The sequence below is a fragment of the Pseudomonas sp. KUIN-1 genome (assembly GCF_009176725.1).
In the GTDB taxonomy this organism is placed as follows: domain Bacteria; phylum Pseudomonadota; class Gammaproteobacteria; order Pseudomonadales; family Pseudomonadaceae; genus Aquipseudomonas; species Aquipseudomonas fragariae.
In genome coordinates, this window is sequence record NZ_AP020337.1 from 1598059 (window position 1) to 1625048 (window position 26990).

Below are 26990 nucleotides of genomic sequence, written 5' to 3' on the forward strand. Positions count from 1 at the left end.
CGTTGGCTCTGCTGTCTTTTTTACTGGGTACCTGATATTTCAATGCGCAGTCCTAACTGGTTGTTCCTCGTCCTGCTCCTGTTGCTGGCTGGCTTGCAGTACCGCCTTTGGGTCGGTAACGGAAGCCTCGCGCAAGTGGCCAGCCTGACTCAGCAGATTGCCGACCAGCACGCTGAAAATCAGGTGCTGCTGGAGCGCAACCGCGTGCTTGATGCCGAGGTCATGGAATTGAAAAAAGGTCTGGAAACCGTCGAAGAGCGTGCCCGACATGAATTGGGCATGGTCAAGGACGGCGAAACCCTTTACCAGCTCGCGCAATAATCAAGTTGGTGCGATGAAAGACTTTCTTCCTGCCTTCTGGGCAGTGATACCTGCAGCGGGCATTGGCGCTCGCATGGCAGCCGACCGTCCCAAGCAATACCTGTCACTGGGCGGCCTGACAATTCTGGAACACAGCCTGCTTTGCTTTCTCGATCACCCCCGTCTCAAGGGGTTGGTGATCAGTCTGGCTGTGGACGACCCTTACTGGGCGGCATTGCCCTGCGCGCATGACACTCGCATCCAGCGCGTGGACGGCGGCAGCGAGCGCTCAGGCTCGGTGCTCAACGCGCTTCTGCACCTGCATGCGCAGGGCGCCAGCGACAATGACTGGGTGCTGGTCCATGACGCTGCGCGTCCGAATCTGGCGCGCAGTGATCTGGATAATCTGCTCGGCGAGCTGGCCGATGATCCTGTCGGCGGCCTGCTGGCCGTGCCGGCCCGCGATACGCTCAAGCGTGCCGACAGCAGCGGTCGCGTGCTTGAGACTGTGGATCGCAGCCTGGTCTGGCAAGCGTTCACGCCGCAGATGTTTCGTCTTGGGGCCCTGCATCGCGCCCTGGCGGACAGCCTGGTCTCCAACGTCAGCATCACCGATGAGGCATCGGCCATCGAGTGGGCAGGGCAGTCGCCCCGCCTGATCGAGGGGCGCTCGGATAACATCAAGGTCACTCGCCCCGAGGACCTGGAATGGCTACGTCAGCGCCGCAGCGAGTTCGGGCGCTAGGTTTTCGCTATTGGCGATATTCATCCCGCATCGCCAACCCTTCCTTAAGATAATCCACCAGCTTGCGCACCTTGGGTGACAGGTGCCTTTGCTGCGGATACAGCGCCCACACGGCGGTGTTGGGCGGTTGATGTGCCTCCAGCAACGACACCAGCGTGCCGTCGTTGAGGTGTTTCTGCACGTAGTAATCCGGCAACTGGCATAAGCCGACCCCGTGCAGCGCGGCATCCAGCACTGCCTGGCCGCTGTTACAGCGCCAGTTGCCTTGCACGCGCTGGGAGAATTCACGCCCGTTCTGCTGAAGCTGCCAGGTGTCGCTGCCACCGATCAGGCAATTGTGGCGATTCAGTTCTGAAAGGCTGTGCGGCCGGCCGTAACGCTGGATGTAGGACGGCGAAGCGCACAGGTACATCTGCCGTGGCGCGAGGCGGGTTGCGACCAGACGCGAATCCTGCAGCCGACCCAGACGAATCGCCAGGTCCATGCCTTCATGAACCAGATCCAGCGTGTCGTTGCTCAGCTCGATATCGACCCGCAGGTGTGGGTACACATCCATGAAACGCGTGACCAGCGGCGTGATGAAGCGCTCCCCGTACGCCACGGCGCAGGTCATGCGCAACAACCCCTTCGGTTCGCTGGCCAGATCGCCCACGGCGCGCAGTGCTTCTTCACGGCCGTCCTGCAGGCGCTGGCAGTGATGCAGAAAGGTCTGCCCGGCTTCGGTGAGTGCGACCTTGCGTGTACTGCGGTAGAGCAGACGGGTCTGCAGGCGTTCTTCAAGACGCACGATCTGACGGCTGACGTGCGACGAGGAGACCCCGAGCCGCTGAGCCGCCGCCGTGAACTGCCCGCATTCCGCAACAGCAACGAACTCATCCAGACCTTCCCAGCGATTGGTGTACATCGATTATCCCTGTACAGCATTAATGTTTTGCTTTTAGCCGCATTACTCGTCAATTGGCACTGTACTACACTGCAATCCTTGTTTTTACCCGTCGGAGAAGATTGATGATCAAGTCGCGCGCTGCTGTCGCTTTTGAAGCCAAAAAGCCATTGGAGATCGTTGAAGTCGATGTGGCCATGCCCAAGGCGGGAGAAGTGCTGCTCAGAGTAGTGGCCTCCGGCGTTTGCCACACCGATGCCTACACATTGTCCGGGGCTGACCCTGAAGGGATTTTTCCGTCGATCCTCGGCCACGAAGGTGGTGCGATTGTCGAAGCGGTGGGTGAGGGCGTGACCTCGGTGGTGGTCGGCGACCACGTGATTCCGCTGTACACCCCGGAATGCCGTCAGTGCAAGTTCTGCCGCTCGGGCAAGACCAACCTGTGCCAGGCGATTCGTGCCACGCAGGGTAAAGGCCTGATGCCGGATGGCACCACGCGCTTTTCCTACAAGGGCGAGCCGATTTTCCACTACATGGGCACCTCGACCTTCTCCGAATACACCGTACTGCCGGAAATCTCGGTGGCCAAAATCGACAAGCAGGCACCGCTGGAAAAAGTCTGCCTGCTGGGATGTGGCGTCACCACCGGTATCGGTGCGGTGCTCAACACCGCCAAGGTCAAGCCTGGTGATACCGTGGCCATCTTCGGTCTGGGCGGTATTGGCCTCTCGGCATTGATCGGTGCGGTCAAAGCCAAGGCGGCTCGAATCATCGCCATCGACATCAACCCGGCCAAGTTCGAGATCGCCAAACAGCTGGGCGCGACTGATTGCGTCAATCCGAAGGATTTCGACCGTCCGATCCAGGAAGTCATCGTCGACATGACCGATGGCGGCGTCGACTTCTCGTTTGAGTGCATCGGTAATGTGCAACTGATGCGTGCAGCGCTGGAATCCTGCCACAAGGGCTGGGGCGAGTCGGTCATCATCGGCGTGGCCGGTGCCGGTCAGGAAATCGCTACCCGTCCGTTCCAACTGGTGACCGGGCGCGTCTGGCGCGGTTCGGCATTTGGCGGCGTGCGTGGCCGTACCGAATTGCCGAGCTATGTGGACATGGCGCAGACCGGAGAAATCCCGCTGGATACGTTCATCACCCACACCATGGGCCTGGAGGACATCAACAAGGCGTTCGACCTGATGCATGAAGGCAAAAGCATCCGCACCGTCATTCATTTTTAAGGAGCAGCGGCAAGCTGTCAGCTCCAAGCGGCAAGCACGAAGGTCTCTTACCTGCTTGTAGCTTGCGGCTTATAGCTTGCAACTGGAGGACATCACATGCCTTTGGAAAATATTTCCTGTCAAAAGAGTTTCGGCGGCTGGCACAAGCGCTACAAGCACCACTCCCAGGTGCTGGGCTGCGACATGGTGTTTGCCGTCTATCTGCCACCGCAGGCGGAGCAGGGCGGCAAGCTGCCGGTGTTGTACTGGCTGTCCGGCCTGACCTGTACGGATGAAAATTTCATGCAGAAAGCCGCCGCCCATCGACTGGCGGCCGAGTTGGGCATCATCATCGTGGCGCCTGATACCAGTCCGCGTGGTGCCGACGTGGCAGATGATCCTGACGGCGCCTGGGACTTCGGTCAAGGCGCGGGCTTCTACCTCAACGCTACCGAGCAGCCTTATGCACGGCATTACCAAATGCATGATTACGTGGTCAAGGAGCTGCCGGCGCTGATCGAGGGGCATTTTCCGGCGTCACAGGTGCGCAGTATCAGCGGGCACTCGATGGGCGGTCACGGCGCGCTGGTCTGCGCATTGCGTAATCCGGGTCGCTATCGGTCGGTGTCGGCGTTCTCGCCGATCAGTAATCCGATCGATTGCCCATGGGGGCAAAAGGCATTCTCGCGTTATCTGGGCGAAGACCGTTCCCGCTGGCGCGAATGGGATGCCAGCGTGCTGATTGCGCAGGCGTCCGAAAAGCTGCCGACGCTGGTCGATCAGGGCGATCGTGACGATTTTCTGGTCAACCAGCTCAAACCCGAGGTGCTGGTTCAGGCGGCCAAGGCTGCGGACTATCCGCTGACCCTGCGCATGCAGCCAGGCTACGACCACAGCTATTTCTTCATCGCCAGCTTCATTGAGGACCATCTCAGGCATCACGCTGCAGCCTTGAACAGCTAACGCGCGCCAAAGCAGGTAGAATCACGCCCTGACTTTTTTCAGGGCGTTTTTTTATGCGTATTGGCCATGGCTATGATGTGCACCGTTTCGCTGAAGGCGACTTCATTACCTTGGGCGGCGTGCGGATTGCACACGGGTTCGGCCTGCTGGCCCATTCCGATGGCGATGTCCTGCTGCATGCCTTGAGCGACGCGCTTCTGGGCGCCGCAGCGCTGGGCGATATCGGCAAGCATTTTCCCGACACCGATCCGCAGTTCAAGGGCGCCGACAGCCGCGTGCTGCTGCGTCATGTCCTCACGCTGATCCACGGCAAAGGCTGGAAGGTCGGTAATGTCGACGCCACCATCGTCGCTCAGGCACCAAAAATGGCACCGCATATCGATGCCATGCGGGCATTGATCGCTGAAGATCTTCAGGTTGAGCCGGACCAGGTCAACGTCAAGGCCACAACGACCGAAAAGCTTGGCTTTACCGGGCGTGAAGAAGGCATCGCGGTGCATGCCGTTGCGTTGTTGCTGCGCGCATGAACGAACTTGAACTGCTGGGCCCGCGAGCTTACGGCGAGGCACTGGGGCGTGCAGTCCTCAAGGCGACTGCCGAAGACTTTCAGGTCGACGAAGTGCTGGACATTCCGCTTTCCGGGGATGGCGAGCACTTGTGGCTATGGGTCGAGAAGCGCGGTCTGAACACGGAAGAGGCGGCACGTCGGCTGGCCAGGGCTGCGGGCGTTCAGCTGCGCACAGTCAGCTACGCCGGGCTCAAGGATCGCCAGGCACTGACCCGCCAGTGGTTCAGCATTCAACTGCCGGGCAAGGCCGATCCTGACCTGTCCGCGGCGCAGGACGACACGCTGCAGATTCTCAAGAGCGGCCGCCACAAACGCAAGCTGCAGCGCGGCGCCCATGCGGCCAATGGCTTCACACTGCGTCTGACCCAGCTGGATGCAGACAAGGACGCCTTGAATCAGCGTCTTGAAACCATCGCCCGGCAGGGCATCCCCAATTATTTCGGCGCGCAGCGTTTCGGTTATCAGGGCGGAAATCTTGGCGAGGCACGCGATTACGCCGCCCGCAAGGCGCTGCCTGAGCAACGCGCGGTGCGTTCGCGACTGTTGTCCACGGCGCGCAGTTACCTGTTCAATCGGGTGTTGGCCGCCCGGGTTGCCGATGGCAACTGGCAGAAGGCTCAGGTCGGTGATTTGCTCGCGTTCACCGACAGCCGCAGCTTTTTTCCGGCCGGGGTGGATGAATGCAGTGATCCTCGTCTGGCGATCCTCGACCTTCACCCCACCGGACCACAGTGGGGTGAAGGCCCTTCGCCAGCTGGCGGTGCGACGGCAGCGCTGGAAAATACCGTTGCCGATGACGAATCTGTGTTGCGTGACTGGCTGGTCAGAGCGGGCATGGAGCACGAACGTCGCATCCTGCGACTGCCCATTGGGCGGCTGACGTGGCATTATCCCGAGTCTGACATTCTGCAACTGGAATTCGTCCTTCCGCCCGGATGCTTTGCTACCGTTTTGGTACGCGAACTCATCGATCTGGTGCCGGTTGGGCAGACGGACAGCTCATGCGTATTCTGATATCAAATGATGACGGGGTGAATGCGCCCGGTCTTGTCGCGCTCCATGCGGCGTTGGCGGACTACGCCGACTGCGTGGTGATTGCGCCTGATCAGGACAAAAGTGGTGCCAGCAGTTCTCTGACACTCGACCGGCCCCTGCATCCGCACACCCTGGAAAATGGCTTCATCAGTGTCAACGGTACGCCCACCGACTGCGTGCATCTGGGCATTCACGGGCTACTGGAGCGTCAACCGGACATGGTGGTTTCAGGCATCAACCTGGGGGCCAATCTGGGCGACGATGTACTGTATTCCGGAACGGTCGCTGCAGCCCTGGAAGGGCGTTTTCTGCAGCGCCCGTCGTTTGCCTTTTCGTTTCTGTCACGTCAGCCGGATAATCTGGCGACGGCGGCGCATTACGCGCGTTTGCTGGTCGAGGCCCATGAGCAACTCGACCTGCCACCCCGCACGGTATTGAACGTGAATATTCCCAACCTGCCGCTCGAGCATATCCGCGGCATTCAATTGACCCGATTGGGGCATCGTGCCCGCGCTGCAGCACCGATCAGGGTCGTCGACCCGCGTGGCCGTGCAGGCTACTGGATCGCGGCTGCCGGCGATGTCGAGGACGGCGGTGCCGGGACCGACTTTCATGCGGTCGTACAAGGCTACGTATCGATCACGCCGTTGCAACTGGATAGAACCTGTCAGGACGGATTCAGCAGCCTGAACACCTGGCTGGAGGGACTTCGTTGATGTCACGCGAGCAGGATGATTTATTGCGTCGAGGGATCGGAATGACGTCGCAGCGTACCCGCGAGCGTCTGATTCAACGCCTCTGTGAAGAGGGCATTTCCAATCAGCGGGTACTGGACGTCATTCGCAAGACGCCCCGGCATCTGTTTGTCGATGAAGCGCTGGCGCATCGCGCCTACGAAGACACCGCATTGCCCATCGGCCACAACCAGACGATATCCCAGCCCTACATGGTCGCGCGGATGAGCGAGCTGCTGCTGGCAGCAGGGCCGCTGGACAAGGTCATGGAGATCGGTACAGGGTCCGGCTATCAGACCGCTGTGCTCGCCCAGCTGGTAGAGCGAGTGTTTTCGGTCGAGCGCATCAAGGGGCTGCAGGATCGCGCCAAGGAGCGTCTGGTCGAGCTCAATCTGCGCAACGTGGTTTTTCGCTGGGGTGACGGCTGGGAGGGCTGGCCAGCCCTGGCGCCGTATAACGGCATCATCGTCACGGCGGTGGCAACCGATGTACCGCAGGCATTGCTCGATCAACTGGCACCGGGAGGCCGTCTGGTCATCCCTGTTGGCTCTGGGGAGGTTCAGCAGTTGATGCTGATCATTCGTGAAGAAAACGGTTTTTCCCGGCATGTGCTGGGGGCTGTGCGCTTCGTACCCTTGCTCAACGGGCCCATCGCTTGAAGATTGTCTGCGGTAAACAATGAATTCTGGCGTCAGTCATCGGTCTACAGCGCGCGGCCCGGAATCTTGAATGGCCTGATGGCATCATTTCCACGCAGCTGATTGATACTTAACAGCGTTTTTCAGCGGCTTATCACTGGCTGCCCGTTGCTATTACGACACAATAGGCATCTTTTTTGAATTCAGTCACCAGTAAAGGGAGTGGCGGGTGAGTCTCACAGTCATTCAGCAGCTCAGGTCTTCAAGAAGTTATCAGCGTCTGGTGATTGGCATTGCTCTCAGTGTCCTTTTGGTCGGCTGCTCCAGCTCGCCTTCAGGCGGCGTTCGCGTGGTCGATCGCAACGGCAATGCAGTCGCCCAGCGCCCGACGGTGACCACCGGCCAGTATGTGGTCAGGCGCGGTGACACACTTTTTTCCATTGCATTTCGTTACGGCTGGGACTGGAAGGCGCTGGCTGCCCGTAACCAGATCCCGGAGCCGTTTACCATCAAGCCCGGTCAGACAATTCGCTTTGACGGACGCTCCTCTTCAACGCCGAACGTGGTTTCAACGTCCGGCGCGGGGCGTCCGGTGACGTCTACATCGACCAGTACCGGCAGTTCCGGATCCGTCAAAACCACGGTCATGTCCAAACCCGTTGCGGTTGTACCTGTGGTTATACCTCCGTCGGCGACCACCGGGACAGGCCCGGCCGGCAAGTCTCCGACGGGTTGGACCTGGCCTTCGAGTGGCATTTTGATAGGAAAATTTTCCTCAAACGGCAGTTTGAATAAAGGAATTGATATCGCTGGTGATTTGGGACAGCCTGTTTTGGCAGCGTCTGATGGTTCAGTTGTTTACGCCGGAAGTGGATTACGGGGCTACGGCGAATTGATCATCATCAAACACAGCGATACCTACGTCAGTGCCTACGGTCATAACCGCAGGCTTTTGGTACGGGAAGGACAACAGGTCAAGGCAGGGCAGACGATTGCCGAAATGGGGTCAACAGGAACTGACCGGGTGAAACTGCATTTTGAGATTCGCCGCCAAGGGAAACCTGTAGATCCGTTAGGATTCTTGCCACGTCGTTGATAGTTGTCAGCCTGTTCCTGGCGTAGTAGGAACAGGCTCAAGCGTTGCCATGGAACCAGGCGATGCTGGAGCTTGAGGTCGAACTCACCAAAGGACTAAAACAATGGCTCTTGGCAACGAAGCGCCGGAGTTTGACATCGATGATGAAGTGCTCCTTATGGAAGCCGGCATTGTCCTGAAGGAAGCGTCAAACGAGAAGCAGCCAGCCGCTGTCTCGGGACGTACCAAGGTCAAGCATTCAACATCGCTCAAACAACACAAGTACATTGACTACACGCGGGCGCTCGATGCTACCCAGCTGTACCTCAATGAGATCGGTTTTTCTCCTCTATTGTCCCCGGAAGAAGAAGTTCATTTTGCGCGTCTGTCGCAAAGTGGAGATCCGGCCGGGCGCAAACGCATGATTGAAAGCAATCTGCGGCTGGTAGTGAAAATTGCCAGACGCTATGTCAATCGTGGGCTTTCATTGCTTGATCTGATCGAGGAGGGCAACCTGGGGTTGATCCGGGCGGTTGAGAAGTTCGACCCAGAGCGCGGCTTTCGTTTTTCGACCTACGCCACCTGGTGGATTCGTCAGACCATTGAACGCGCGATCATGAATCAGACGCGGACCATCCGGCTGCCGATTCATGTGGTCAAGGAGCTGAACGTTTATCTGCGTGCGGCCAGAGAGCTGACCCAGAAGCTGGATCACGAGCCCTCTCCTGAAGAGATCGCCAACCTGCTGGAAAAACCGGTAGGCGAGGTCAAGCGCATGCTGGGCCTGAACGAGCGTGTTTCGTCGGTGGACGTTTCGCTGGGGCCGGATTCGGACAAGACACTGCTCGATACCTTGACCGACGACCGTCCGACAGACCCCTGCGAGCTGCTGCAGGACGACGATCTTTCACAGAGCATCGATCAATGGCTGTCTGAACTGACCGAGAAGCAGCGCGAGGTTGTGATTCGTCGCTTTGGCTTGCGCGGGCATGAAAGCAGCACACTTGAAGATGTTGGGCTTGAGATTGGTCTGACGCGTGAGCGTGTAAGGCAGATTCAGGTCGAAGGACTCAAGCGTCTGCGCGAGATCCTTGAGAAAAACGGTCTGTCCAGCGAGTCGCTCTTCCAGTAATCCCCCCTCCGTAGCCACCATCCAGGGCCGATATAACACTGTGTGTATATCGGCCTTTTTATATGTCTTCCGTCATTCCAATGTTGCTGCGCGTGCTGCCAGCAGACGCTGCTCTGCCTGGTCGATAACTACGTGCCTGTACTTATAAGTTTCAAAGCCTGTAAGTCATTGCGTACGCTTGCTGTAAGTCATTCAGTTAAGCAGAGTGAGGCTTGTCGCCAACTCGCCTGTTTTTCCATTGCAAGGCTTTGTTTTAGAAGAGGTTCTAATTTTGAAAGGCGATCTTCCAGGAAATATTCTGGAGCGTTTCGGGTGTTGCTCTCCAGGGTTAAATCTCTAATATCGAAGCTGTGCCAACGGACAGGCACAGGCCATCAAGGATGAAGGCCGGGATATCGCGGGATGCGATTCATCAGGATGATGACTAGGGAATACAGGGATCAAGGAAAAATGTGGGCGGGTCATACCGCCCCTTTTTTTATCTGCAGAAAATCGTCTTCAACAAAAAAGGCCCTCTTGAGGGCCTTTTGTCTGTATGGAATCTAGCGTTCCAGATCAGCGATCTTGCCGGTTTTGCCATCCCACTCTGCCGCATCCGGCATAGCGTCTTTCTTTTCGGTGATATTGGGCCAGATTTCAGCAAGCTCGGCATTGAGCTCAATGAAGTTTTCCATGCCGGCAGGAATCTCGTCTTCAGAGTAAATGGCTACGGCAGGGCACTCTGGCTCGCAGAGCGCGCAGTCGATGCACTCGTCCGGGTGAATCACCAGGAAATTCGGGCCTTCGTAAAAGCAGTCCACCGGACAGACTTCTACGCAGTCGGTGTACTTGCACTTGATGCAGTTGTCGGTGACGACGAAGGTCATTTCTAATTTTCTCCTCAGGCGGCTGCGGCAGAGCCCTTCCAGACAGGGGTGCCAGGTTCGGGAGGTTTCCCGGCCCTATGAAAACACGTGCTTGTGGTGGGTGGCCTTGAGGCAGTAAGACTGCGTCGTCTGCTACCTCTCCCTGCTACCTACCGGCGGTTCGCTGCATTTTCACGCGGCTCGAAAAACGCCTCGACCAGGCTAAAAGCCGAGAGCGTCCCAAACCGCGCGGGATTCTAACAGTATGTAACGCTTCGCGTCACAGGCGAGTTTGCAATGTGTATAGCAAATCCAGCGCCTGTCGCGGGGTCATATCGTCGACCTTGACCTTCGACAGCTCGTCGAGCACCGGGTGCGGCAGACTTGCGAACATATCGCTCTGCTGCGGGACAGCGGGCTTGCCGGGTTTGGCGCGCGGCTGCTCGTGCGGCAGGCTGGTGGTTTCCAGACGCTGCAAGTGCTCCTTGGCGCGGCTGATGACCTTGCCCGGCACACCGGCCAGTTGCGCCACGGCCAGGCCATAGCTCTGGCTCGCAGGCCCGGGCAGGACGCGGTGCAGGAACACGATGCGCTCGTTATGCTCGGTGGCATTGAGGTGCACGTTGGTCACCAGCGGTTCGCTTTCCGGCAACACCGTCAGTTCGAAATAGTGCGTGGCGAACAGCGTGTAGGCACGCAGTTGCGCCAGACACTCGGCTGCCGCCCATGCCAGCGACAGGCCGTCGAAGGTGCTGGTACCGCGCCCGACTTCATCCATCAGCACCAGACTCTTATCGGTGGCGTTGTGCAGAATGTTTGCCGTTTCGCTCATTTCGACCATGAACGTCGAGCGTCCGCCCGCCAGGTCGTCGCTGGAGCCGATGCGCGTGAAGATCCGGTCGACCAGCGACAGTTCGCAGCTGGCGGCGGGGACGAAGCTGCCGATATGGGCCAGCAGTACGATCAGCGCCGTCTGACGCATATAGGTCGATTTACCGCCCATGTTCGGGCCGGTGATGACCAGCATGCGCGTGCTGTCGTCCAGCGCCAGGTCGTTGGCCACGAAAGGCGTGCTTAGAACCTGTTCCACCACCGGATGGCGACCCTGCTCGATGCGCATGCACGGTTCGGCGACAAAGCGTGGGCAATTGAGGTCCAGATTCAGCGCGCGTTCCGCAAGGTTGCTCAGCACGTCCAGTTCGGCCAGAGCCGCCGCTGTATCCTGAAGCGGCGCAAGATGACCGATCAGGTCTTCGAGCAGTGTTTCGTAGAGCATCTTTTCCCGAGCCAGCGCGCGGCTCTTGGCCGACAACGCCTTGTCTTCGAACTCCTTGAGTTCGGGCGTGATAAAGCGCTCGGCGCCCTTGAGGGTCTGGCGGCGTATGTAATCAGCCGGCGCCTGCTCGGCCTGCTTGCTTGGCAGCTCGATGAAGTAGCCATGCACGCGGTTGTAGCCGACTTTCAGGTTGCCGAGGCCGGTACGGGCTTTTTCGCGGGCTTCCAGGTCGATCAGGAACTGACCGGCGTTTTCGCTCAGCGACTGCAGATCATCCAGTTCAGCGTCGTAGCCCGTCTTCAAAACGCCGCCGTCACGGATGACGGCTGGCGGATTGTCGATGATCGCGCGCTGCAGCAGGTCGGCCAGCTCGGGATAGGTTCCGGCAGTCTGCGCAAGTTGCTGCAGATGCGGCGCGTCCAGATCGGTCATCGCCTGTTGCAGTTCGGGCAGGGCGCTCAGTGCGTCGCGCAGGCGGGCGAGGTCACGTGGCCGCGCGTTACGCAGGCCGATACGCGCCAGAATCCGCTCGATGTCGCCGATTTCCTTGAGCTGTGGCTGCAGGTTTTCGAAGCGATAGCGTTCCAGAAAGCAGGTGATCGATGTCTGCCGTGCCTGAAGGATGGTCAGGTCGCGCAGTGGCCGGTTCAGCCAGCGGGTCAGCAGCCGCGTGCCCATTGCGGTCTGGCAGCGGTCCATGACCGATTGCAGGGTGTTGTCACGGCCCCCGGACAGGTTGGTGTCCAGTTCCAGGTTACGGCGGCTGGCGGCATCGAGGATCACGGTATCGTCGAGACGTTCGTGACGCAGGCTGCGTAAATGGGGCAGGGCGGTACGCTGGGTTTCCTTGGCATAACTGAGCAGGCAGCCGGCAGCACCAATGGCCAGCGTGAGGTTTTCGCAACCGAAACCCTTCAGGTCCTGGGTTGCAAACTGCTGACACAGACTTTTATGGGCTGAGTCGCGCTCGAAATCCCAGGGTGCGCGACGTCGAGAACCACGGCGTTTCTCGGCGGGCAGACCTTGTGGCCAGTCATCCGGAATCAACAGCTCGACCGGGTTGATGCGCTCGAGCTCGGCCAGCAGGTTCTCCCAACCCTTGATCTCCAGCACACTGAAGTTGCCGCTGGTGATATCCAGTACCGCCAGGCCGAACAGGCGTTCGTCACCCAGCACGGCGGCGATCAGGTTATCGCGGCGCTCGTCGAGCAGGGCCTCATCGCTGATGGTCCCTGGCGTGATGATCCGCACCACCTGACGATCCACCGGCCCCTTGCTGGTGGCCGGGTCGCCGATTTGCTCGCAGATCACCACCGATTCGCCCAGTTTCACCAGCTTGGCCAGATAACCCTCGGCTGCGTGGTAGGGAATCCCGCACATGGGAATGCTCTGACCTGCCGACTGGCCGCGTGCGGTCAGGGTTATGTCCAGCAGCTTGGCGGCTTTCTTCGCGTCTTCGTAGAAGATCTCGTAGAAATCGCCCATGCGATAAAACATCAGCTGATCCAGGTGCTGGTTTTTGAGTTTCCAGTACTGCTGCATCATCGGAGTGTGTGCGGAGAGGTCGGAAATTGCTTTATTCATCAGTGGCTTAGGCAAGTTCTTGAGAGGAGTGAGGCAACCTTGAGACGCGACGGGTAGCCCTTGTCTGAAGCAAGGGGCGTCTGCCGGGTATGTGCGATGGCGGCAAGGTTATCACGCTCGACCGGGTGGTGCAGTGACAGCGTGGCGCCCGCGTATTGGTGACCGGGCGTTTCCAGACAGCCATGCAGCTCGATTTGCCGTATAGACTTTCATCGCTGCCACTCGATCTCCGGGCGGTAACTTATAAAAAAGGATTTTTATATGAAGAACAAACGAGCAAGGGACTCTGTCAGCGGGCGCTTCATCCCTTTGGAAGAAGCCAGAAAAAGGCCGAGAGAAACCACGGTGGAAACGGTCAAAAAGCCCGGGCGCAGGAAAAATGACAAGTAAAGCAGCATGCTCAGTACCGTTGCGCGGCAGGTGCGCGGCTCCAGGATTCACCTTTACAGGCTTTCCAGCATGAACGATTACACCGTGAGTGAGATAACCGGGCTTGCCGATACGCTTGGCAGGCTTCTCGACGCAATGAACGCGCAAGTGACCACTGCCGAATCCTGTACGGGGGGCGGAATCGCCGAAGCGATCACGCGCATTGCCGGCAGCTCGGCGTGGTTCGAAGCCGGTTACGTGACCTATTCGAACGCCCAGAAGACCCGTCAGTTAGGGGTGCCCGAGGTATTGTTCGAACAGGTCGGGGCGGTCAGCCAGCCGGTCGTCGAAGCCATGGTGCGAGGCGCGCAGCGTGAAAGCGGTGCACGATTCGCCGTCGCGGTCAGCGGTGTCGCAGGCCCCGGCGGCGGTTCGCCGGACAAACCGGTCGGTACTGTGTGGCTGTGCTGGGGCAAGGATGATGCGTCGGTCAGCCGCTGTTACCGGTTCGATGGCGACCGTGATCAGGTTCGTCGACAGACGGTCGAAGCCGCGCTGCACGGGCTGATACAGCTTGCGCGCGGAGAAATGCCAAAACAGGGGTAGGCGCGCGCTCACTGCTGTGGAATAATACTGTCTACTTATACAGGTGTTGTGGCCATCAAGGCCCTAATTGAATTTGATTACGTGAGGACTTCAATGGACGACAACAAGAAGAAAGCCTTGGCTGCGGCCTTGGGTCAGATCGAGCGTCAGTTCGGTAAAGGCGCCGTGATGCGCATGGGCGATCACGATCGCCAGGCGATCCCTGCCATCTCCACCGGTTCGCTGGGTCTGGATATCGCTCTCGGTATTGGCGGACTGCCAAAAGGCCGGATCGTGGAAATCTACGGTCCTGAGTCTTCCGGTAAAACCACACTGACGCTGTCGGTCATCGCCCAGGCCCAGAAAATGGGCGCTACCTGTGCCTTTGTCGACGCCGAACACGCGCTGGATCCGGAGTACGCAGGCAAACTGGGCGTCAATGTCGACGACCTGCTGGTTTCGCAGCCGGACACTGGTGAGCAGGCGCTGGAAATCACCGACATGCTGGTGCGCTCCAATGCCATCGACGTGATCGTGGTCGACTCCGTTGCTGCGCTGGTGCCGAAGGCAGAGATCGAAGGCGAAATGGGTGACATGCACGTGGGTCTGCAGGCGCGTCTGATGTCGCAGGCGCTGCGCAAGATCACCGGCAACATCAAGAACGCCAACTGCCTGGTGATCTTCATCAACCAGATCCGCATGAAGATCGGCGTGATGTTCGGCAGCCCGGAAACCACCACCGGTGGTAACGCGCTGAAGTTTTACGCTTCGGTACGCCTGGACATCCGTCGTACGGGCGCGGTCAAGGAAGGCGATGAGGTTGTCGGCAGCGAAACCCGCGTCAAGGTTGTGAAGAACAAGGTGGCTCCGCCGTTCCGTCAGGCCGAGTTCCAGATTCTTTACGGCAAGGGTATCTACCTGAACGGTGAAATCGTCGATCTGGCCGTTCTGCATGGTTTTGTCGAGAAGTCCGGTGCCTGGTACAGCTACCAGGGCAGCAAGATTGGTCAGGGCAAGGCCAACTCGGCCAAGTTCCTGGCAGATAACCCGGAAATCTGCAAAGCGCTCGAGAAGCAGATCCGCGACAAATTGCTGACCCCTGGCGTCGACACCAAGGCTGTCGGCTCCCGTGAAGCAGTGGCTGCCGATGATATGTCTGAAGCAGATGTCGATATCTGATAGCCATGCCTGCCGTACTCGATACACCTGTCGCCGTCAGGCGCACTGCAATGGACCTGCTCGCACGTCGCGAGCACGGTCGAGTCGAGCTGACGCGTAAACTGCGTCAGCGCGGCGCTCCCCCCGAGCTTATCGATGCCGCCCTTGATCGCCTGGTCGAGGAAGGTCTGCTCTCTGAATCCCGCTACCTTGAAAGCTTCGTGTCTTACCGGGCACGTTCGGGCTACGGTCCTGTTCGTATTCGCGAAGAGCTTGGTCAGCGTGGCTTGCAACGTGCCGACATTGAGCAGGCGCTCAGGGACTGCGGTATTGATTGGCAGGAGAAGCTTTACGAGCTTTGGCAGCGCAAGTTTGCCGGTGCTCTGCCTGTCGATGCGCGCGAGCGAGCCAAACAGGGGCGTTTTTTGAGTTATCGAGGCTATCCGCTGGAAATGATCGGCCGCTTGTTAAGCGGCCGTGGCGGAGATGACTGATATATCGGGGCGTTTACTGTGGCGCCCGTTTCTGAGCTGCGTCCCTGGTCGCTGAAGCGTCTTCCCAGTTTTCCTGTTGGTTGATGTAATCCACCAGTTCACGAAGCCTGCCCTGATTGCGGCCTGTGAAGGTGAACGCCAGTCGTGTCAGGTGACTGAACTGCGCTTCATCGTGTTCTTCGCCCTGATAACTGTGCTGGTGAAAGTTTTCATTGATGCACAAGTCAGCGAACGCTTCCTGCATGTGCTCCAGAGCTTGCTCGCTCAGCGCATGATGCATACGGATCACGAACTTGTTTTTCAGCCAGCGGCTGGAATGGAAGTTGGCGTAAAACCGGTTGATCTCTTGCACCGCTTCGTCGGCGCTGTAAACCAGCCTCATCAGCTTCATGTCGGCTGGCAGAATGTAGTGATTGTCCTGCAACTGGTGCTTGATGAAGTCCAGCGCACCTTGCCAGAAACTCCCGCCAGGCGTGTCCAGCAATACCACAGGCACCAACGGGCTTTTGCCGGTTTGTATCAACGTCAGCACTTCCAGGGCTTCGTCCAGAGTTCCGAAGCCGCCTGGGCATAGCACCAGCGCGTCGGCTTCCTTGACGAAGAACAGCTTGCGCGTGAAGAAGAAGTGGAAGGGCAGCAGGTTTTCGCTGCCCTCTACCGTCGGGTTGGCGTGCTGTTCGAAGGGCAGGGTAATGTTGAACCCGAGGCTGTGTTTCAAGCCTGCACCGGCATGGGCTGCCGCCATGATGCCGCCGCCTGCGCCGGTGATGACCATCATGTTGGAGCTGGCCAGTTTTTCTCCCAGCTCTCTGGCCTGGGCGTACAGCGGATGTTCCATTGGTGTACGAGCGGAGCCGAAGACAGTGACTTTGCGGCGGCCCTTGAAGCGCTCGAGCACCCGAAAGGCTTTGTCCAGTTCGCGCAGGGTCTGCAGCGTTATCTTGACGTCCCAGCGGTTACGGTCATCCTGGGCCATGCGCAACACGGTGAGCATCATGTCGCGGTACAGCGGAAGGTTTTTCGTGCCCGGAGCCACCTCATTGATGTGCTCTTCAATCTTGCTGGTCAGGTCGAGACCGTCGCTTTGAAAGTGTCGGGATAGAAGATCGTCAGGTACATACGGCATTCGGGATTTTTCCTCCTGCAGGATCGATGGCCCGGTGGGGCGTGTTGAATCGATGATGTCCCGGTTTGCAGAGAAAGGCTACCCATTCCCTGTTCATTGCCAGGGTGGATTGGTTGCAGGATGTCTTGAGTACTGCTCGAATGACGCGCCTGAAGAACAGGCGCGCGGGGGGAGGCTACATGTCGGGCGTGGCTTATTGCTTGGGCTTTACAGTGCAGTCGGAAGCCTGAAAGGTCTGCGTCGCAACCGGGCGGTTGGTCTTGTACTCGGTGAACTGATACTTGAGTACGGCACCCTTGGTCATCAACTGGCGAAAACCATTGTTGTGGCACACGCTATTGCCCAACTGGTTGCGCATCACGTCCGGGTTGGCGCGCATCTGCTGAGCCTGGCCTTCACGAACGCTCAGGTGGTTGATCAGCTGGTTGCCGCTGACGGTATAGCCCTGATCGAGGATGTCTTCGTTGATCGCTCTCGGCGTGCCGACACTGCTTTCCTTAGCGACTTTTTCCAGCATCTTGCTGAGTTCGAACTCCTGTTTCGACGCCGCCTGGGCGCACAGTGGAGTAACGAGCAAAAGCGTAAGGGTGGGTACGATAAGGCGCAGCATTAAACTCTCCTGATTAAGTCACTGGCCGTTGGACCAGCGACTTCAAAGTGCGTTCCGGGCAGCCCACCGATAGCGCGGGGGTGCTGTGGCGCAGCAGTATAGAGCAGGAGTCTTCCTCGGGCCTAGACTCTGGACGAAAAGAGGCTGCCGTACCGAAAGCGCGTTGAAGTGCCGGGGCTCTGATAAACTGCGCGCACTTTAGTCCTGCCGAGTCTTTGTGGTGTCGATGTATCTCCCCCGCAGGTGTGTCCTGTAATGAGCCATGCCGTGTCCCGCCTGCGCGATGAGCGTCTGGCCCGCAGTACCAGGCCTTTTATTGCCCGAGGCTCGCGCGCGCCGCGCTGCCCGGAATGCCGGGTGATCTCCAGCTATTGTCTGTGCGAATGGCGACCCAGCGTCGCTGCAGACTCAGGCATCTGCCTGCTGATGTATGACACCGAGCCCTTGAAGCCGACCAACACTGGTTGGCTGATCGCCGATGTCATCCAGGACACTCATGCCTTCCTCTGGTCGCGGATAGAGGTCGATGAGCAATTGCTCGCCTTGCTGGACGACCCGCAGTGGCAGCCCTACATCGTCTTTCCCGGAGAATTTGTCGCCGAGGAGCGCGTGGTCAACAGGGTCTCGCGCCTGGATGGCAAGCGCCCGCTGTTCATTCTGCTGGATGCCACCTGGACCGAAGCACGCAAGATGTTTCGCAAGAGCCCGTATCTGGAGCGGTTTCCGGTCTTGAGTCTGGAGCCCGAGCAGATCTCGCGTTACCGTTTGCGTCGATCGAGGCGTGACGATCACTTCTGCACGGCGGAAGTGGCCGCCCTGTGTCTGGAACTGGCCGGTGACGCCAGTGCCAGCGGAGTGCTGGATGCTTATCTGGACGTGTTCAGCGCTCATTACCTGGGCGCCAAGTACCAGAACCCGATCGATCCCGACGACGCGGCGCATACCCACTTGAAGGCGTTCATTTGAAGGCTGTTCATAACCAGGGGCTGCCGAACTGCACGGGTTTGGCTAATTGCCATCTATGTTCCCGGGTATCGACGCTTCGCGCTTGACCGTCATGGCCATGCTGGGCATGCTTGGCGCCGCCTGGAAGCCGATTCATCTGGTCTGGCAGGGCACCGGGGCCCGCTTCGGGTTTCGCACTGTGCGTTCGCCAGCCTTGCTGGGCGGCCGAGTCTTCGGCCCCTCACTATAAAAACAGGATCATTACATGACCTACGACATCCTGATCGCTGATGATCATCCCCTGTTTCGCAGTGCGCTGCATCAGGCGCTGAGCATTGGCCTGGGGCCTGACGCACGGCTGGTCGAGGCAGAAAGCATTGCCCAGCTTGAGTCGCGCCTGGGGGAGAAGGCTGATTGGGATCTGGTTCTGTTGGACCTGAACATGCCAGGGGCCTACGGCTTCTCCGGGCTGGTCCTGTTGCGTGGCCAGTACCCGCAGATACCGGTGGTGATGGTCTCGGCGCAGGAAGAAGCCTCCATCGTGGTGCGCTCCAGAGAGTTTGGTGCCAGCGGCTTCATTCCCAAATCCAGCTCGCTGGAAGTCATTCAGCAGGCGGTACGCACGGTGCTTGACGGTGACGTCTGGTGGCCGCCGCAGGTCAATGAAGTGATCAGTGTTTCAGACGAAGCAAAGGCTGCCAGCGCAGGCCTTGCCAGCCTGACGCCGCAGCAGTTTCGAGTGCTGACGATGGTCTGTGAAGGCTTGCTGAACAAGCAGATCGCTTCCGAACTCAGCGTGTCCGAAGCGACCATCAAGGCACATGTCACAGCGATTTTCCGCAAGCTTGGCGTACGCACGCGTACCCAGGCAGCATTGTTGTTACAGCAGCTTGAGTCCATTTCGTCCAGCTGACGGCTTTCAGGTTGCGAGCATTCACGCTTTTTTGACCTTTATTGCCTTAGCTTTCCTCATCTTTTTTACACAGCAGCCTCTCTATGTCGCCCTTCAAAGGCCAAACCGGTCTGAAACGTATTCTTAATGCCGCGGGTTATTCACTGGACGGTTTGTGCGCAGCCTTCAAAGGTGAAGCGGCTTTCCGCCAGTTGGTACTGCTCAACGTGGTCCTGGTCCCGCTGTCGTTTTTCCTGCACGTCAGCAAGGGCGAGCATGCCCTGCTGGTTGCCGTGTGCCTGCTGGCGCTGATCGTGGAGCTGCTCAATTCGGCCGTAGAGGCGGCCATTGACCGCATCTCGCTGGACCTGCACCCGCTGTCCAAGAACGCCAAGGACATGGGCAGTGCTGCCCAGTTCATCGCCCTGAGCATGATTGGTCTGGTGTGGGCGATCATTCTGCTGGGCTGACGCCTTTGGTACAGATCGTCAATACAGGCTGGGCAGCACGATCTCGTCGCTGCGCTGCACCCCTGCGGTGAATGCGCGACACAGTTCGAGAAACTCGCGCATGGCCGAGGTCTGGTATTTCTGTTTGTGCCAGATGAAGTAGAACTGCCTGGCCAGGTCCAGCTCGGGCGTAGCCAGTTCGACCAGATTGCCGCGACGAAAGGCATCACGCAGCGCCAGTCTGGAAATGCAGCCAATGCCCAGCCCGGATTCGACTGCGCGTTTGATGGCTTCGGTGTGCTCAAGCTCCAGTCGGACATTCAGCCCGTTACGGTGATGACGCATCGCCTGATCGAACGTCAGGCGTGTGCCTGAGCCCTGTTCCCGAAGTATCCAGGCTTCATGGGTCAGCTCTTCCAGGGTTACCTGGGCGCGCTTGGCCAGCGGATGCTGCGGGGCGCAGAACACCACAAGTTCGTCTTCGACCCAGGATTGCACTTCGATGTCCGGGTGGCTGCAATCGCCTTCGATGAGGCCCAGATCGATCTCGTAGTGCGCAACCTGTTGCACGATATGCGCCGTGTTCTGGACATGTAGCTTGACCTGGCTTTCCGGATGGCGCTGCATGTAGCCGCCGATCAGCAGGGTCGCCAGGTAATTGCCGATCGTCAGCGTCGCCCCGACCGCCAGTGAACCGAAGCCTGATTTGCCGTTGAGCAGGTCTTCGATTTCCTTGGCCTGATCGAGCAGCGCGACGGCTTGGGGCAGCAATTGTCTGCCGGTGGCGTTGAGGCTGAGGCGCTTGCCGGCACGGTCAAATAGCTGGCAGCTCGATTGGCGCTCCAGCTCGGTGATGGAGGTGCTGGCAGCCGACTGCGAAAGCGAAAGCAGTACTGCGGCTTTGGAGACGCTTTCCTGCCGGGCGACGGCCACAAATACCTGGAGCTGACGGAGAGTAAATCGCATATCTATATAACCGATAACCTATATCTTGATAATTCATTTAACAGATATTGTGTCTGCCACTAGAATGTCGCGCAATAGCGCAGTGCTTCTGCGCGCACTATTTTTTCAGGAGTCCTCACGTACATGAGCAACATGAACCACGAGCGTGTCCTCAGCGTCCACCACTGGAACGACACCCTCTTCAGTTTCAAGTGCACCCGCGACCCTGGTTTGCGTTTCGAGAACGGTCAGTTCGTGATGATCGGTCTGCAGCAGCCAAACGGTCGCCCGCTCATGCGCGCCTATTCGATTGCCAGCCCGAACTGGGAAGAGCATCTGGAGTTCTTCAGCATCAAGGTGCCTGACGGCCCGCTGACTTCCCAGCTGCAGCACCTCAAGGAAGGCGACGAGATCATCATCAGCAAGAAGCCTACGGGTACGCTGGTGCTGGACGATCTCAAGCCAGGCAAGCATCTTTACCTGCTGAGCACCGGTACCGGCCTTGCGCCGTTCATGAGTGTCATCCAGGATCCCGAAACCTACGAGCGTTTCGAGAAGGTCATCCTCTGCCACGGCGTGCGTTACGTGAACGAAGTCGCCTATCGCGAATTCATCACCGAGCACCTGCCGCAGAATGAATTCTTCGGTGAAGCGCTGCGTGACAAACTCATCTACTACCCGACGGTCACCCGCGAGCCTTTCGAGAACGAAGGTCGTCTGACTGACCTGATGCGCAGTGGCAAGCTGTTCAGCGACATCGGCCTGCCGCCGATCAACCCGCAGGACGACCGTGCCATGTTGTGCGGCAGCCCGAGCATGCTCGACGAGACCAGCGAAGTGCTCAACAGCTTCGGCCTGACCGTTTCGCCGCGTATGCGTGAGCCGGGCGACTATCTGATCGAGCGTGCGTTCGTCGAGAAGTAAGCCGGCTGCACAAGACCCGCCTCTTCCTTGAGTGGATCAGGCGGGTTTTTGTTGTGCGGGATTTGTTGCCTCGATCAGTTCAGATCAGCAGCAGCCTCAGGCGAGCAGCACTTCAAGCACGCAAATCACGCCGGCCTGCGGGTAGTGCCAGCGCACGTCCAGATCCCAGAACTGAGCACCATAGCGACGTTCCGGCGTGGGCAGCTGATAGGCCGGGCGCGGGTCCTGGGCCAGGCACTGCTCGATCAGTTCGACCAGCGGCTCGTTCAGGCGCAACGCGTGTTCACGAGCCTGTTGCAGCGCGGCCTCCTGCCAGCGCACCGGTATCAGGTCTGGCGCAGCACTGGCGATGTGGTTGGTCGCGTCGGCGATTGCGTCGGCGTAGGGCACATAGGGCTTGATGTCCAGCACCGGCGTGCCATCCAGCAGGTCGATGCCGGACAGCCAGAGTCGCCCGGGCTCGACCTTGTCCAGCTTGACCACCGACTGGCCGATGCCATTGGGGCGATGGGTTGCGCGGGTAGCGAACACGCCCATCGACTGGTTGCCACCCAGGCGCGGCGGGCGCACCTTCAGGCGTGGCTTGTCTTCCAGTGTCAGGTGGAACAGAAACAGCAGCCAGACGTGACTGACCTGTTCCAGCCCCTGAACCGCTTCACCCTGATCGAAAGGTGGCACCAGCTCCAGCACGCCGCGTGCCGCCGGTGCCAGCTGTGGCTGGCGCGGGATGGCGAACTTCTCCTTGAAGCAGGAGCGCACGAAGCCGACAGGGGAGACGTTGTAGCTCATCGGGACCGATTCAGCCACGCACGCGCAGGGTCAGGCCCTTGAGGAAATTGCGCAGCAGTTGATCGCCACAGGCGCGGTAGTTGGTGTGTCCGACCTTGCGGAACAGGGCGCTCAGTTCTGGTTTGGAAACCGGGAAGTCGACTGATTTGAGGATGGCGTGCATGTCGTCTTCTTTCAGTTCGAACGCCACGCGCAGTTTTTTCAGGACGATATTGTTGGTGATCGGCAAATCGATCGCCTGTGGCGGACGGCTGTCGTCCTTGCCACGCTTGAAGTAGACCAGGCCATCGAGGAAGTGCGCCATGATTTCATCGCTGCAATCCAGATAGCCTTCTTCTTCCTCTTTTTTCATGAAAGCGATGACATCGCTCTTCGACACTTCAAAACCGGTCAGTGCGGTGATCTCGACAATCTTGCTGTCGCTGATATCGAGCATGTAGCGCACGCTGCGCAGTACATCGTTGTTCATCATGAGGCGTGTTTCCTGATAAGTCGTAGGGCAGCGCATGACGGTGGTCATGCGCGCTGTAATAAGGTGGGTGGCGCGAGGGTCAGAATTTTTCCTTGGCCGTCATGTAGCGCCACTGGCCCTCGGGCAGTTTGCCCATGGATACGCCGCCGATGCGGATGCGGCGAATGGCGACGATCTTCAGGCCGACGGCCTCGCACAGCAGGGCGATGATGCCGGGCTGCGGGTTTTTCATTGCAAAGCGCAGGCGGTTCTCGTTCTGCCAGCTGGCTTTCACGGCTGGCAGCTCCTTGCCTTTGTAGGTCAGGCCGTGGTTCAGCCGATTGAGGCCGTGAGCAACCATCTCGCCCGAGATTTCCACCACGTATTCCTGCTCGATTTTGCTGCGGTCATCGGTGAGCTTGCGCAGGATTTTCCAGTCCTGGCTGAATACCATCAAGCCGCTGGCGTTGGCCTGCAGGCTTGAAATCGCCTCAAGGCGCATGAAATGGCCCTTGAGCGGACGCTTGCTGTAGCTGTGCTCTACGGAGAGCGTACCCGGCGTGATCATCTGCAACGCTTCTTCGGCGCTTGCCGAGGCGGGTTTGTGCAGGATGATCGTCACCGGCTCGGGCGAGTCGGCCTTGGCGTCCGGGCTGAGCTCGATTTTCTGGGTGCTGACCTTGAAGTGCGGTTCTTCGATGACCTCGCCGTCCACAGTGACCCAGCCACCCTCGATAAACAGTTCGGCCTCCCGGCGGGAGCAACCGACCAGCTCGATAAGGCGTTTGGAAAGGCGAATGGGGTCTGTCATGACAAAAAAGCCGTTTGCTAAAATAAAGTCGCCATTGTAACCGCCCGGCGACGGTTAATCGCGGCAACATTGCATTTGCGCTGCAATCGGTGTCAGTTACGACTGATCAGGCGCATTCTGAGCATGGGGTAAGGCTGGCCCAGACCATCGATTTCAGAGCGGCTGACAACCTCGAAACCATGCCTGCGGTAAAACCCCAATGCCTGCGTATTCTGCTCGTTGACGTCCAGCTCGCGGATATTGAACTGCTCGATTGCATGAGTCAGCAACTGCGTGCCCAGCTTCTGGCCGCGATGGTCCGGGTCGATGAATAGAATATCCAGACTGTCCTTGTGCGCACCCGCAAAGCCGGTGATGTTGAGCTGCTCATCCCTTGTACAGAACAGGGTCACACTGCCCAGATACTGCGGCAGCAGCACCTTGAGCCGGGTGATGTAGGCGTCTGGCAGAAAGTCATGGGTGGCGCGCACCGAGCGTTCCCATACCTCGGTCAATTCCGGGTAATCGCGGGTATCCGGTGTGTATAGCTGCATCTCGCGTCCTCCTTTAAGCCGGTCCTGGATAGACAACAGCCCGAGACGAAAAAGCCCTGCCGGTTCAAGGGCAGGGCTTTCGCTTGCGACCAGGGAGAGCGCTTAGAGCATCTCGGCCCACAGGTCGTATTCGTCGGCATCGGTCACCCGGCACATGATCTTGTCCCCGGGCTGAACGGTGCTGCCGTCTTCCAGGCCGATGAACACGTTGCCGTCGATTTCCGGGGCGTCGAAGAAGCAGCGGCCCACGGCACCACGATCGTCGACTTCGTCGATCAGCACTTCGATCTCCTTGCCGATTTTCATCTGCAGGCGCGCAGCGCTGATTGCCTGCTGATGAGCCATGAAGCGATCCCAGCGATCCTGCTTGACGTCGTCCGGCACGATGGCCGCGTCCAGCAGATTGGCGGGCGCGCCTTCAACCGGCGAGTACTGGAAGCAGCCAACCCGGTCCAGCTGCGCTTCGGTCAGCCAGTCCAGCAGGTACTGGAAGTCTTCTTCGGTTTCGCCGGGAAAGCCGACAATGAAGGTCGAACGGATGATCAGGTCCGGGCACTGCTCACGCCAGTTCTTGATGCGCGCCAGGGTCTTGTCTTCGAAGGCCGGACGTTTCATCAGCTTGAGGATTTTCGGGCTGGCGTGCTGGAACGGGATGTCCAGGTACGGCAGGATCTTGCCCGCGGCCATCAAGGAGATCAGTTCGTCGACGTGCGGGTACGGGTAGACATAGTGCAGGCGCACCCAGACACCCATCGAGCCCAGCGCCTGGCACAGCTCGGTCATGCGGGTTTTGACCGGCTGACCGTCCCAGAAACCGGTGCGGTATTTGACGTCAACGCCATAGGCGCTGGTGTCCTGGGAAATGACCAGCAGTTCCTTCACCCCGGATTTGACCAGGCGCTTGGCCTCGTCCAGTACATCACCCACCGGGCGGCTGACCAGCTTGCCGCGCATCGACGGGATGATGCAGAAGCTGCAACTGTGGTTGCAGCCTTCGGAAATTTTCAGATACGCGTAGTGGCGCGGGGTCAGTTTCACGCCTTGTGGCGGCACGAGGTCGATCAACGGATTGTGATCCTGGCGGGGCGGCACCACATCGTGCACCGCGTTGACCACCTGCTCGTACTGCTGCGGGCCGGTCACCGACAGCACGCTCGGGTGCACGTTGCGAATGACACTCGCATCGACGCCCATGCAGCCGGTCACGATGACCTTGCCGTTTTCCTTGATGGCTTCGCCGATCACTTCCAGCGACTCGGCCTTGGCCGTATCGATGAAGCCACAGGTGTTGACCACGACCACGTCGGCGTCCTCGTAGGTCGCAACGACTTCGTAACCTTCCATGCGCAGCTGGGTCAGGATGCGTTCAGAGTCAACGAGTGCCTTTGGGCAACCCAGTGAAACGAATCCAACCTTGGGGGCGGACGGCGTGGTGACGGTGGACATGGCAAACCTCGGCGTGAAGGGCGCCCGGACGCGAAGCGCAGGCGCTGACTGGGCGCTTGCTGCGCCTCTGATCAAAAAGTGCGCAATTCTAGCGGCGAGTGGGCAGGATGACCAGCGTTTGCATGAGAATTACGACGTACGCGAGACGCAGCCAAGGCCAGCGCTTGCCGAGCCGATCGCATCACGACCGGCAGTAACGCCGGCACACGCAGTGTATTGAAGAAAATAGCCGATGTTGCAAAGGGCGGCAGTGACAGTTTGAATGAAGTCCAGGCCCGACTGCGCAGGCCTGGACTGGCTGTCACATGCTCTCAGCGCCGCGGTTCATGCATCGGGCAGCCGTTGTGCTGGCTGCGAAAGCCCGCCGAGTGTTCATAGGCCGGTTTGCGCACGCGCATCACGCCGCCCAACGGACGATGCGCCTCAAGGCCATGCCATGGGCTGAACGCCATGGCTTCGTCGATTTCCTGGACGTTTTGCTCCGACCACGCTGACTGGCGGGGCACATCGATTCGAGCGACGGTTACGTAAGGGCTGAGGTCTTCCGGCCAGATCGCCGAGGCGTCCTCGATCGGCATTTTCTCCAGGTCCGTGGCCAACTGGACGCGGACTTCCCAACTGGCATCGTGTTCAAGAAAGAACGCCTTGACCGCTTCGCGCAGACCGTCCGGATTGTCTTTCAGGTCCACAGCCTTGTCGGTCAGCGCAATCAATTCGGCGGAGACGGGCACGACGCTGAGTTTGGCGTAGTAGGGGCCGTACAGAAACGGTACGACGGTGTAGAACGTCTCGCCCAGGATGTGGGTCATCGGGTGTCCGCCGAGACTTCTCAGTGTGCCACTTTCGCCCCCGGCAGACTCGATCACCGACTCGATGCCGCGCAGGACGGCAGACAAAGCGCGTTTCATGCTCGGCGCCTTGTCGGTCGTCTTGGCCAGCAGCTTCAAGGTCTTCAGGAAGGCCTTGGGGTCCTTGGCGGTAAAGGCCTTGGCGTTTTGCATGACGAAATCCTGAGTGGTTGCCTCTGCGCTGCCAGGCAAGCGCGGGCCTTCGACGCCTACCAGTTTGATGGCCAGGCCTCTGGGCGTGGACACCTTGTCGTCGAGGATGTCGCCCGGGTTGGTCGAAAAGCGCATGACGACCGGGAAGTTGCCGGGCCTGGCGAAGGCACCCTGGGCCAATGGCTCGGGCAGGTCGCCGTACACTTGAATCTGCCCGTGGAGCAAGCCGTGAGCCTTGGCGTGGACACTGCGAATGGCGTGCCCTGTATCTTGATAAGTGGTCTCGAGGATGGAATGCATGGCTTCGACCAGCTCTTTGCTGGTCTGCGCTTCATCATCCGGAACGACTTCAAATGAGGGCTGGAAGGGTAAAGGCTGGACAGTCAGGTTTTGTGTGGTCATCAGAGCATCTCGGTCAGAGGTAATCAGGGGGCCCGGGCGTCGGTGCGGTTCTTGAAGACCCCTGA

The 26990-nt window shown here is 59.1% G+C and carries 30 protein-coding genes; 18 read left to right on the forward strand and 12 right to left on the reverse strand.

Going from position 1 to position 26990, the window contains the following annotated elements:
• The first annotated feature begins 42 nt into the window (after window positions 1-42).
• Both ftsB and ispD read left to right on the forward strand, forming a co-directional pair.
• Window positions 43-321, forward strand: coding sequence for a cell division protein FtsB (gene ftsB / locus KUIN1_RS07620; RefSeq protein WP_003314315.1), 279 nt, complete (start codon window positions 43-45; stop codon window positions 319-321).
• Between the two features lie 13 nt (window positions 322-334).
• Window positions 335-1045, forward strand: coding sequence for a 2-C-methyl-D-erythritol 4-phosphate cytidylyltransferase (ispD, locus tag KUIN1_RS07625; RefSeq protein WP_004406223.1), 711 nt, complete (start codon window positions 335-337; stop codon window positions 1043-1045).
• A gap of 7 nt (window positions 1046-1052) precedes the next feature.
• On the opposite strand, the gene KUIN1_RS07630 is transcribed toward ispD, so the two are convergent.
• Window positions 1053-1949: a LysR family transcriptional regulator gene (locus KUIN1_RS07630; RefSeq protein WP_004406220.1), complete on the reverse strand. Its 897-nt coding sequence runs from the start codon at window positions 1947-1949 to the stop codon at window positions 1053-1055.
• 104 nt (window positions 1950-2053) lie between these two features.
• Between KUIN1_RS07630 and KUIN1_RS07635 the strand changes: the two genes are divergently transcribed.
• From KUIN1_RS07635 to rpoS, 8 genes are all read left to right on the forward strand, one after another.
• Entirely contained in the window at window positions 2054-3166 is a 1113-nt protein-coding gene (locus tag KUIN1_RS07635) for an S-(hydroxymethyl)glutathione dehydrogenase/class III alcohol dehydrogenase (RefSeq protein WP_003314319.1), read from the forward strand.
• 96 nt (window positions 3167-3262) lie between these two features.
• Window positions 3263-4108 (forward strand): S-formylglutathione hydrolase, encoded by an 846-nt coding sequence (fghA, locus tag KUIN1_RS07640; protein ID WP_003364809.1) that lies wholly within the window; start codon window positions 3263-3265, stop codon window positions 4106-4108.
• Between the two features lie 53 nt (window positions 4109-4161).
• Window positions 4162-4635 carry a 2-C-methyl-D-erythritol 2,4-cyclodiphosphate synthase gene (gene ispF / locus KUIN1_RS07645; protein WP_011266985.1) on the forward strand — a complete coding sequence of 158 codons (474 nt, stop codon included), beginning with the start codon at window positions 4162-4164 and terminating at the stop codon, window positions 4633-4635.
• A complete protein-coding gene (gene truD / locus KUIN1_RS07650; RefSeq protein WP_057458496.1) occupies window positions 4632-5690 on the forward strand; it encodes a tRNA pseudouridine(13) synthase TruD in 1059 nt (352 codons plus the stop codon). The genes ispF and truD overlap by 4 nt, the downstream gene beginning before the upstream one ends.
• The gene (gene surE, locus KUIN1_RS07655; protein ID WP_004406214.1) at window positions 5678-6427 is read left to right on the forward strand and encodes a 5'/3'-nucleotidase SurE; all 750 of its coding nucleotides are present in this window, start codon (window positions 5678-5680) and stop codon (window positions 6425-6427) included. Before truD ends, surE begins: the two co-directional genes overlap by 13 nt.
• Before the next feature lie 41 nt (window positions 6428-6468).
• Window positions 6469-7104 (forward strand): protein-L-isoaspartate(D-aspartate) O-methyltransferase, encoded by a 636-nt coding sequence (locus KUIN1_RS07660; protein WP_004406213.1) that lies wholly within the window; start codon window positions 6469-6471, stop codon window positions 7102-7104.
• A 208-nt stretch (window positions 7105-7312) separates the two neighbouring features.
• The gene (locus KUIN1_RS07665) at window positions 7313-8179 is read left to right on the forward strand and encodes a peptidoglycan DD-metalloendopeptidase family protein (protein ID WP_004406211.1); all 867 of its coding nucleotides are present in this window, start codon (window positions 7313-7315) and stop codon (window positions 8177-8179) included.
• A 103-nt stretch (window positions 8180-8282) separates the two neighbouring features.
• Window positions 8283-9290, forward strand: a complete 1008-nt coding sequence (gene rpoS, locus KUIN1_RS07670) for an RNA polymerase sigma factor RpoS (protein ID WP_003314325.1) — start codon at window positions 8283-8285, stop codon at window positions 9288-9290.
• 542 nt (window positions 9291-9832) lie between these two features.
• On the opposite strand, the gene fdxA is transcribed toward rpoS, so the two are convergent.
• Window positions 9833-10156, reverse strand: coding sequence for a ferredoxin FdxA (fdxA, locus tag KUIN1_RS07675; protein ID WP_003314327.1), 324 nt, complete (start codon window positions 10154-10156; stop codon window positions 9833-9835).
• A gap of 259 nt (window positions 10157-10415) precedes the next feature.
• Window positions 10416-12983, reverse strand: a complete 2568-nt coding sequence (mutS, locus tag KUIN1_RS07680) for a DNA mismatch repair protein MutS (RefSeq protein ID WP_172980092.1) — start codon at window positions 12981-12983, stop codon at window positions 10416-10418.
• A 471-nt stretch (window positions 12984-13454) separates the two neighbouring features.
• Between mutS and KUIN1_RS07685 the strand changes: the two genes are divergently transcribed.
• The 3 genes from KUIN1_RS07685 to recX all read left to right on the forward strand — a co-directional run bounded on the left by KUIN1_RS07685 (window position 13455) and on the right by recX (window position 15601).
• Window positions 13455-13970 (forward strand): CinA family protein, encoded by a 516-nt coding sequence (locus KUIN1_RS07685; protein WP_032619601.1) that lies wholly within the window; start codon window positions 13455-13457, stop codon window positions 13968-13970.
• Between the two features lie 93 nt (window positions 13971-14063).
• The gene (gene recA / locus KUIN1_RS07690) at window positions 14064-15128 is read left to right on the forward strand and encodes a recombinase RecA (RefSeq protein WP_002554688.1); all 1065 of its coding nucleotides are present in this window, start codon (window positions 14064-14066) and stop codon (window positions 15126-15128) included.
• A 5-nt stretch (window positions 15129-15133) separates the two neighbouring features.
• Window positions 15134-15601: a recombination regulator RecX gene (recX, locus tag KUIN1_RS07695; protein WP_004406202.1), complete on the forward strand. Its 468-nt coding sequence runs from the start codon at window positions 15134-15136 to the stop codon at window positions 15599-15601.
• A gap of 13 nt (window positions 15602-15614) precedes the next feature.
• Here the strand turns inward: recX and KUIN1_RS07700 are convergent, their stop codons facing one another.
• Together KUIN1_RS07700 and KUIN1_RS07705 are read right to left on the reverse strand one after the other, a co-directional pair.
• The gene (locus tag KUIN1_RS07700) at window positions 15615-16727 is read right to left on the reverse strand and encodes an LOG family protein (protein WP_011266989.1); all 1113 of its coding nucleotides are present in this window, start codon (window positions 16725-16727) and stop codon (window positions 15615-15617) included.
• 193 nt (window positions 16728-16920) lie between these two features.
• A complete protein-coding gene (locus KUIN1_RS07705; RefSeq protein ID WP_004406195.1) occupies window positions 16921-17337 on the reverse strand; it encodes a quorum-sensing-regulated virulence factor family protein in 417 nt (138 codons plus the stop codon).
• A gap of 255 nt (window positions 17338-17592) precedes the next feature.
• On the opposite strand from KUIN1_RS07705, the gene KUIN1_RS07710 reads away from it, so the two are divergent.
• From KUIN1_RS07710 to KUIN1_RS07725, 4 genes are all read left to right on the forward strand, one after another.
• Entirely contained in the window at window positions 17593-18303 is a 711-nt protein-coding gene (locus KUIN1_RS07710) for a tRNA-uridine aminocarboxypropyltransferase (RefSeq protein WP_004406193.1), read from the forward strand.
• Between the two features lie 46 nt (window positions 18304-18349).
• A complete protein-coding gene (locus KUIN1_RS07715) occupies window positions 18350-18532 on the forward strand; it encodes a hypothetical protein (RefSeq protein WP_011266990.1) in 183 nt (60 codons plus the stop codon).
• A gap of 15 nt (window positions 18533-18547) precedes the next feature.
• Complete coding sequence (gene erdR, locus KUIN1_RS07720; RefSeq protein WP_003319664.1) at window positions 18548-19195, forward strand: response regulator transcription factor ErdR; 648 nt, start codon at window positions 18548-18550, stop codon at window positions 19193-19195.
• An 83-nt stretch (window positions 19196-19278) separates the two neighbouring features.
• Window positions 19279-19644 carry a diacylglycerol kinase gene (locus tag KUIN1_RS07725; protein WP_003364775.1) on the forward strand — a complete coding sequence of 122 codons (366 nt, stop codon included), beginning with the start codon at window positions 19279-19281 and terminating at the stop codon, window positions 19642-19644.
• Window positions 19645-19662: 18 nt separating this feature from the next.
• On the opposite strand, the gene KUIN1_RS07730 is transcribed toward KUIN1_RS07725, so the two are convergent.
• The gene (locus KUIN1_RS07730) at window positions 19663-20589 is read right to left on the reverse strand and encodes a LysR family transcriptional regulator (protein WP_003339525.1); all 927 of its coding nucleotides are present in this window, start codon (window positions 20587-20589) and stop codon (window positions 19663-19665) included.
• A gap of 123 nt (window positions 20590-20712) precedes the next feature.
• On the opposite strand from KUIN1_RS07730, the gene fpr reads away from it, so the two are divergent.
• Window positions 20713-21492 (forward strand): ferredoxin-NADP reductase, encoded by a 780-nt coding sequence (gene fpr, locus KUIN1_RS07735; protein WP_002554680.1) that lies wholly within the window; start codon window positions 20713-20715, stop codon window positions 21490-21492.
• A 96-nt stretch (window positions 21493-21588) separates the two neighbouring features.
• On the opposite strand, the gene tsaA is transcribed toward fpr, so the two are convergent.
• The 6 genes from tsaA to KUIN1_RS07770 form a co-directional block, all read right to left on the reverse strand.
• On the reverse strand, window positions 21589-22281 hold the full coding sequence (gene tsaA / locus KUIN1_RS07740; protein WP_024643240.1) for a tRNA (N6-threonylcarbamoyladenosine(37)-N6)-methyltransferase TrmO: 693 nt from the start codon (window positions 22279-22281) through the stop codon (window positions 21589-21591).
• Between the two features lie 10 nt (window positions 22282-22291).
• A complete protein-coding gene (locus tag KUIN1_RS07745; protein WP_003409371.1) occupies window positions 22292-22753 on the reverse strand; it encodes a DUF1456 family protein in 462 nt (153 codons plus the stop codon).
• A 79-nt stretch (window positions 22754-22832) separates the two neighbouring features.
• Entirely contained in the window at window positions 22833-23543 is a 711-nt protein-coding gene (locus tag KUIN1_RS07750; protein WP_003339519.1) for an rRNA pseudouridine synthase, read from the reverse strand.
• A 92-nt stretch (window positions 23544-23635) separates the two neighbouring features.
• The gene (locus KUIN1_RS07755) at window positions 23636-24076 is read right to left on the reverse strand and encodes a GNAT family N-acetyltransferase (RefSeq protein WP_103713527.1); all 441 of its coding nucleotides are present in this window, start codon (window positions 24074-24076) and stop codon (window positions 23636-23638) included.
• Window positions 24077-24178: 102 nt separating this feature from the next.
• The gene (gene rimO, locus KUIN1_RS07760) at window positions 24179-25522 is read right to left on the reverse strand and encodes a 30S ribosomal protein S12 methylthiotransferase RimO (RefSeq protein WP_152091916.1); all 1344 of its coding nucleotides are present in this window, start codon (window positions 25520-25522) and stop codon (window positions 24179-24181) included.
• Window positions 25523-25833: 311 nt separating this feature from the next.
• Window positions 25834-26925 (reverse strand): catalase family protein, encoded by a 1092-nt coding sequence (locus tag KUIN1_RS07770; protein WP_004406176.1) that lies wholly within the window; start codon window positions 26923-26925, stop codon window positions 25834-25836.
• Window positions 26926-26990: the final 65 nt, after the last annotated feature.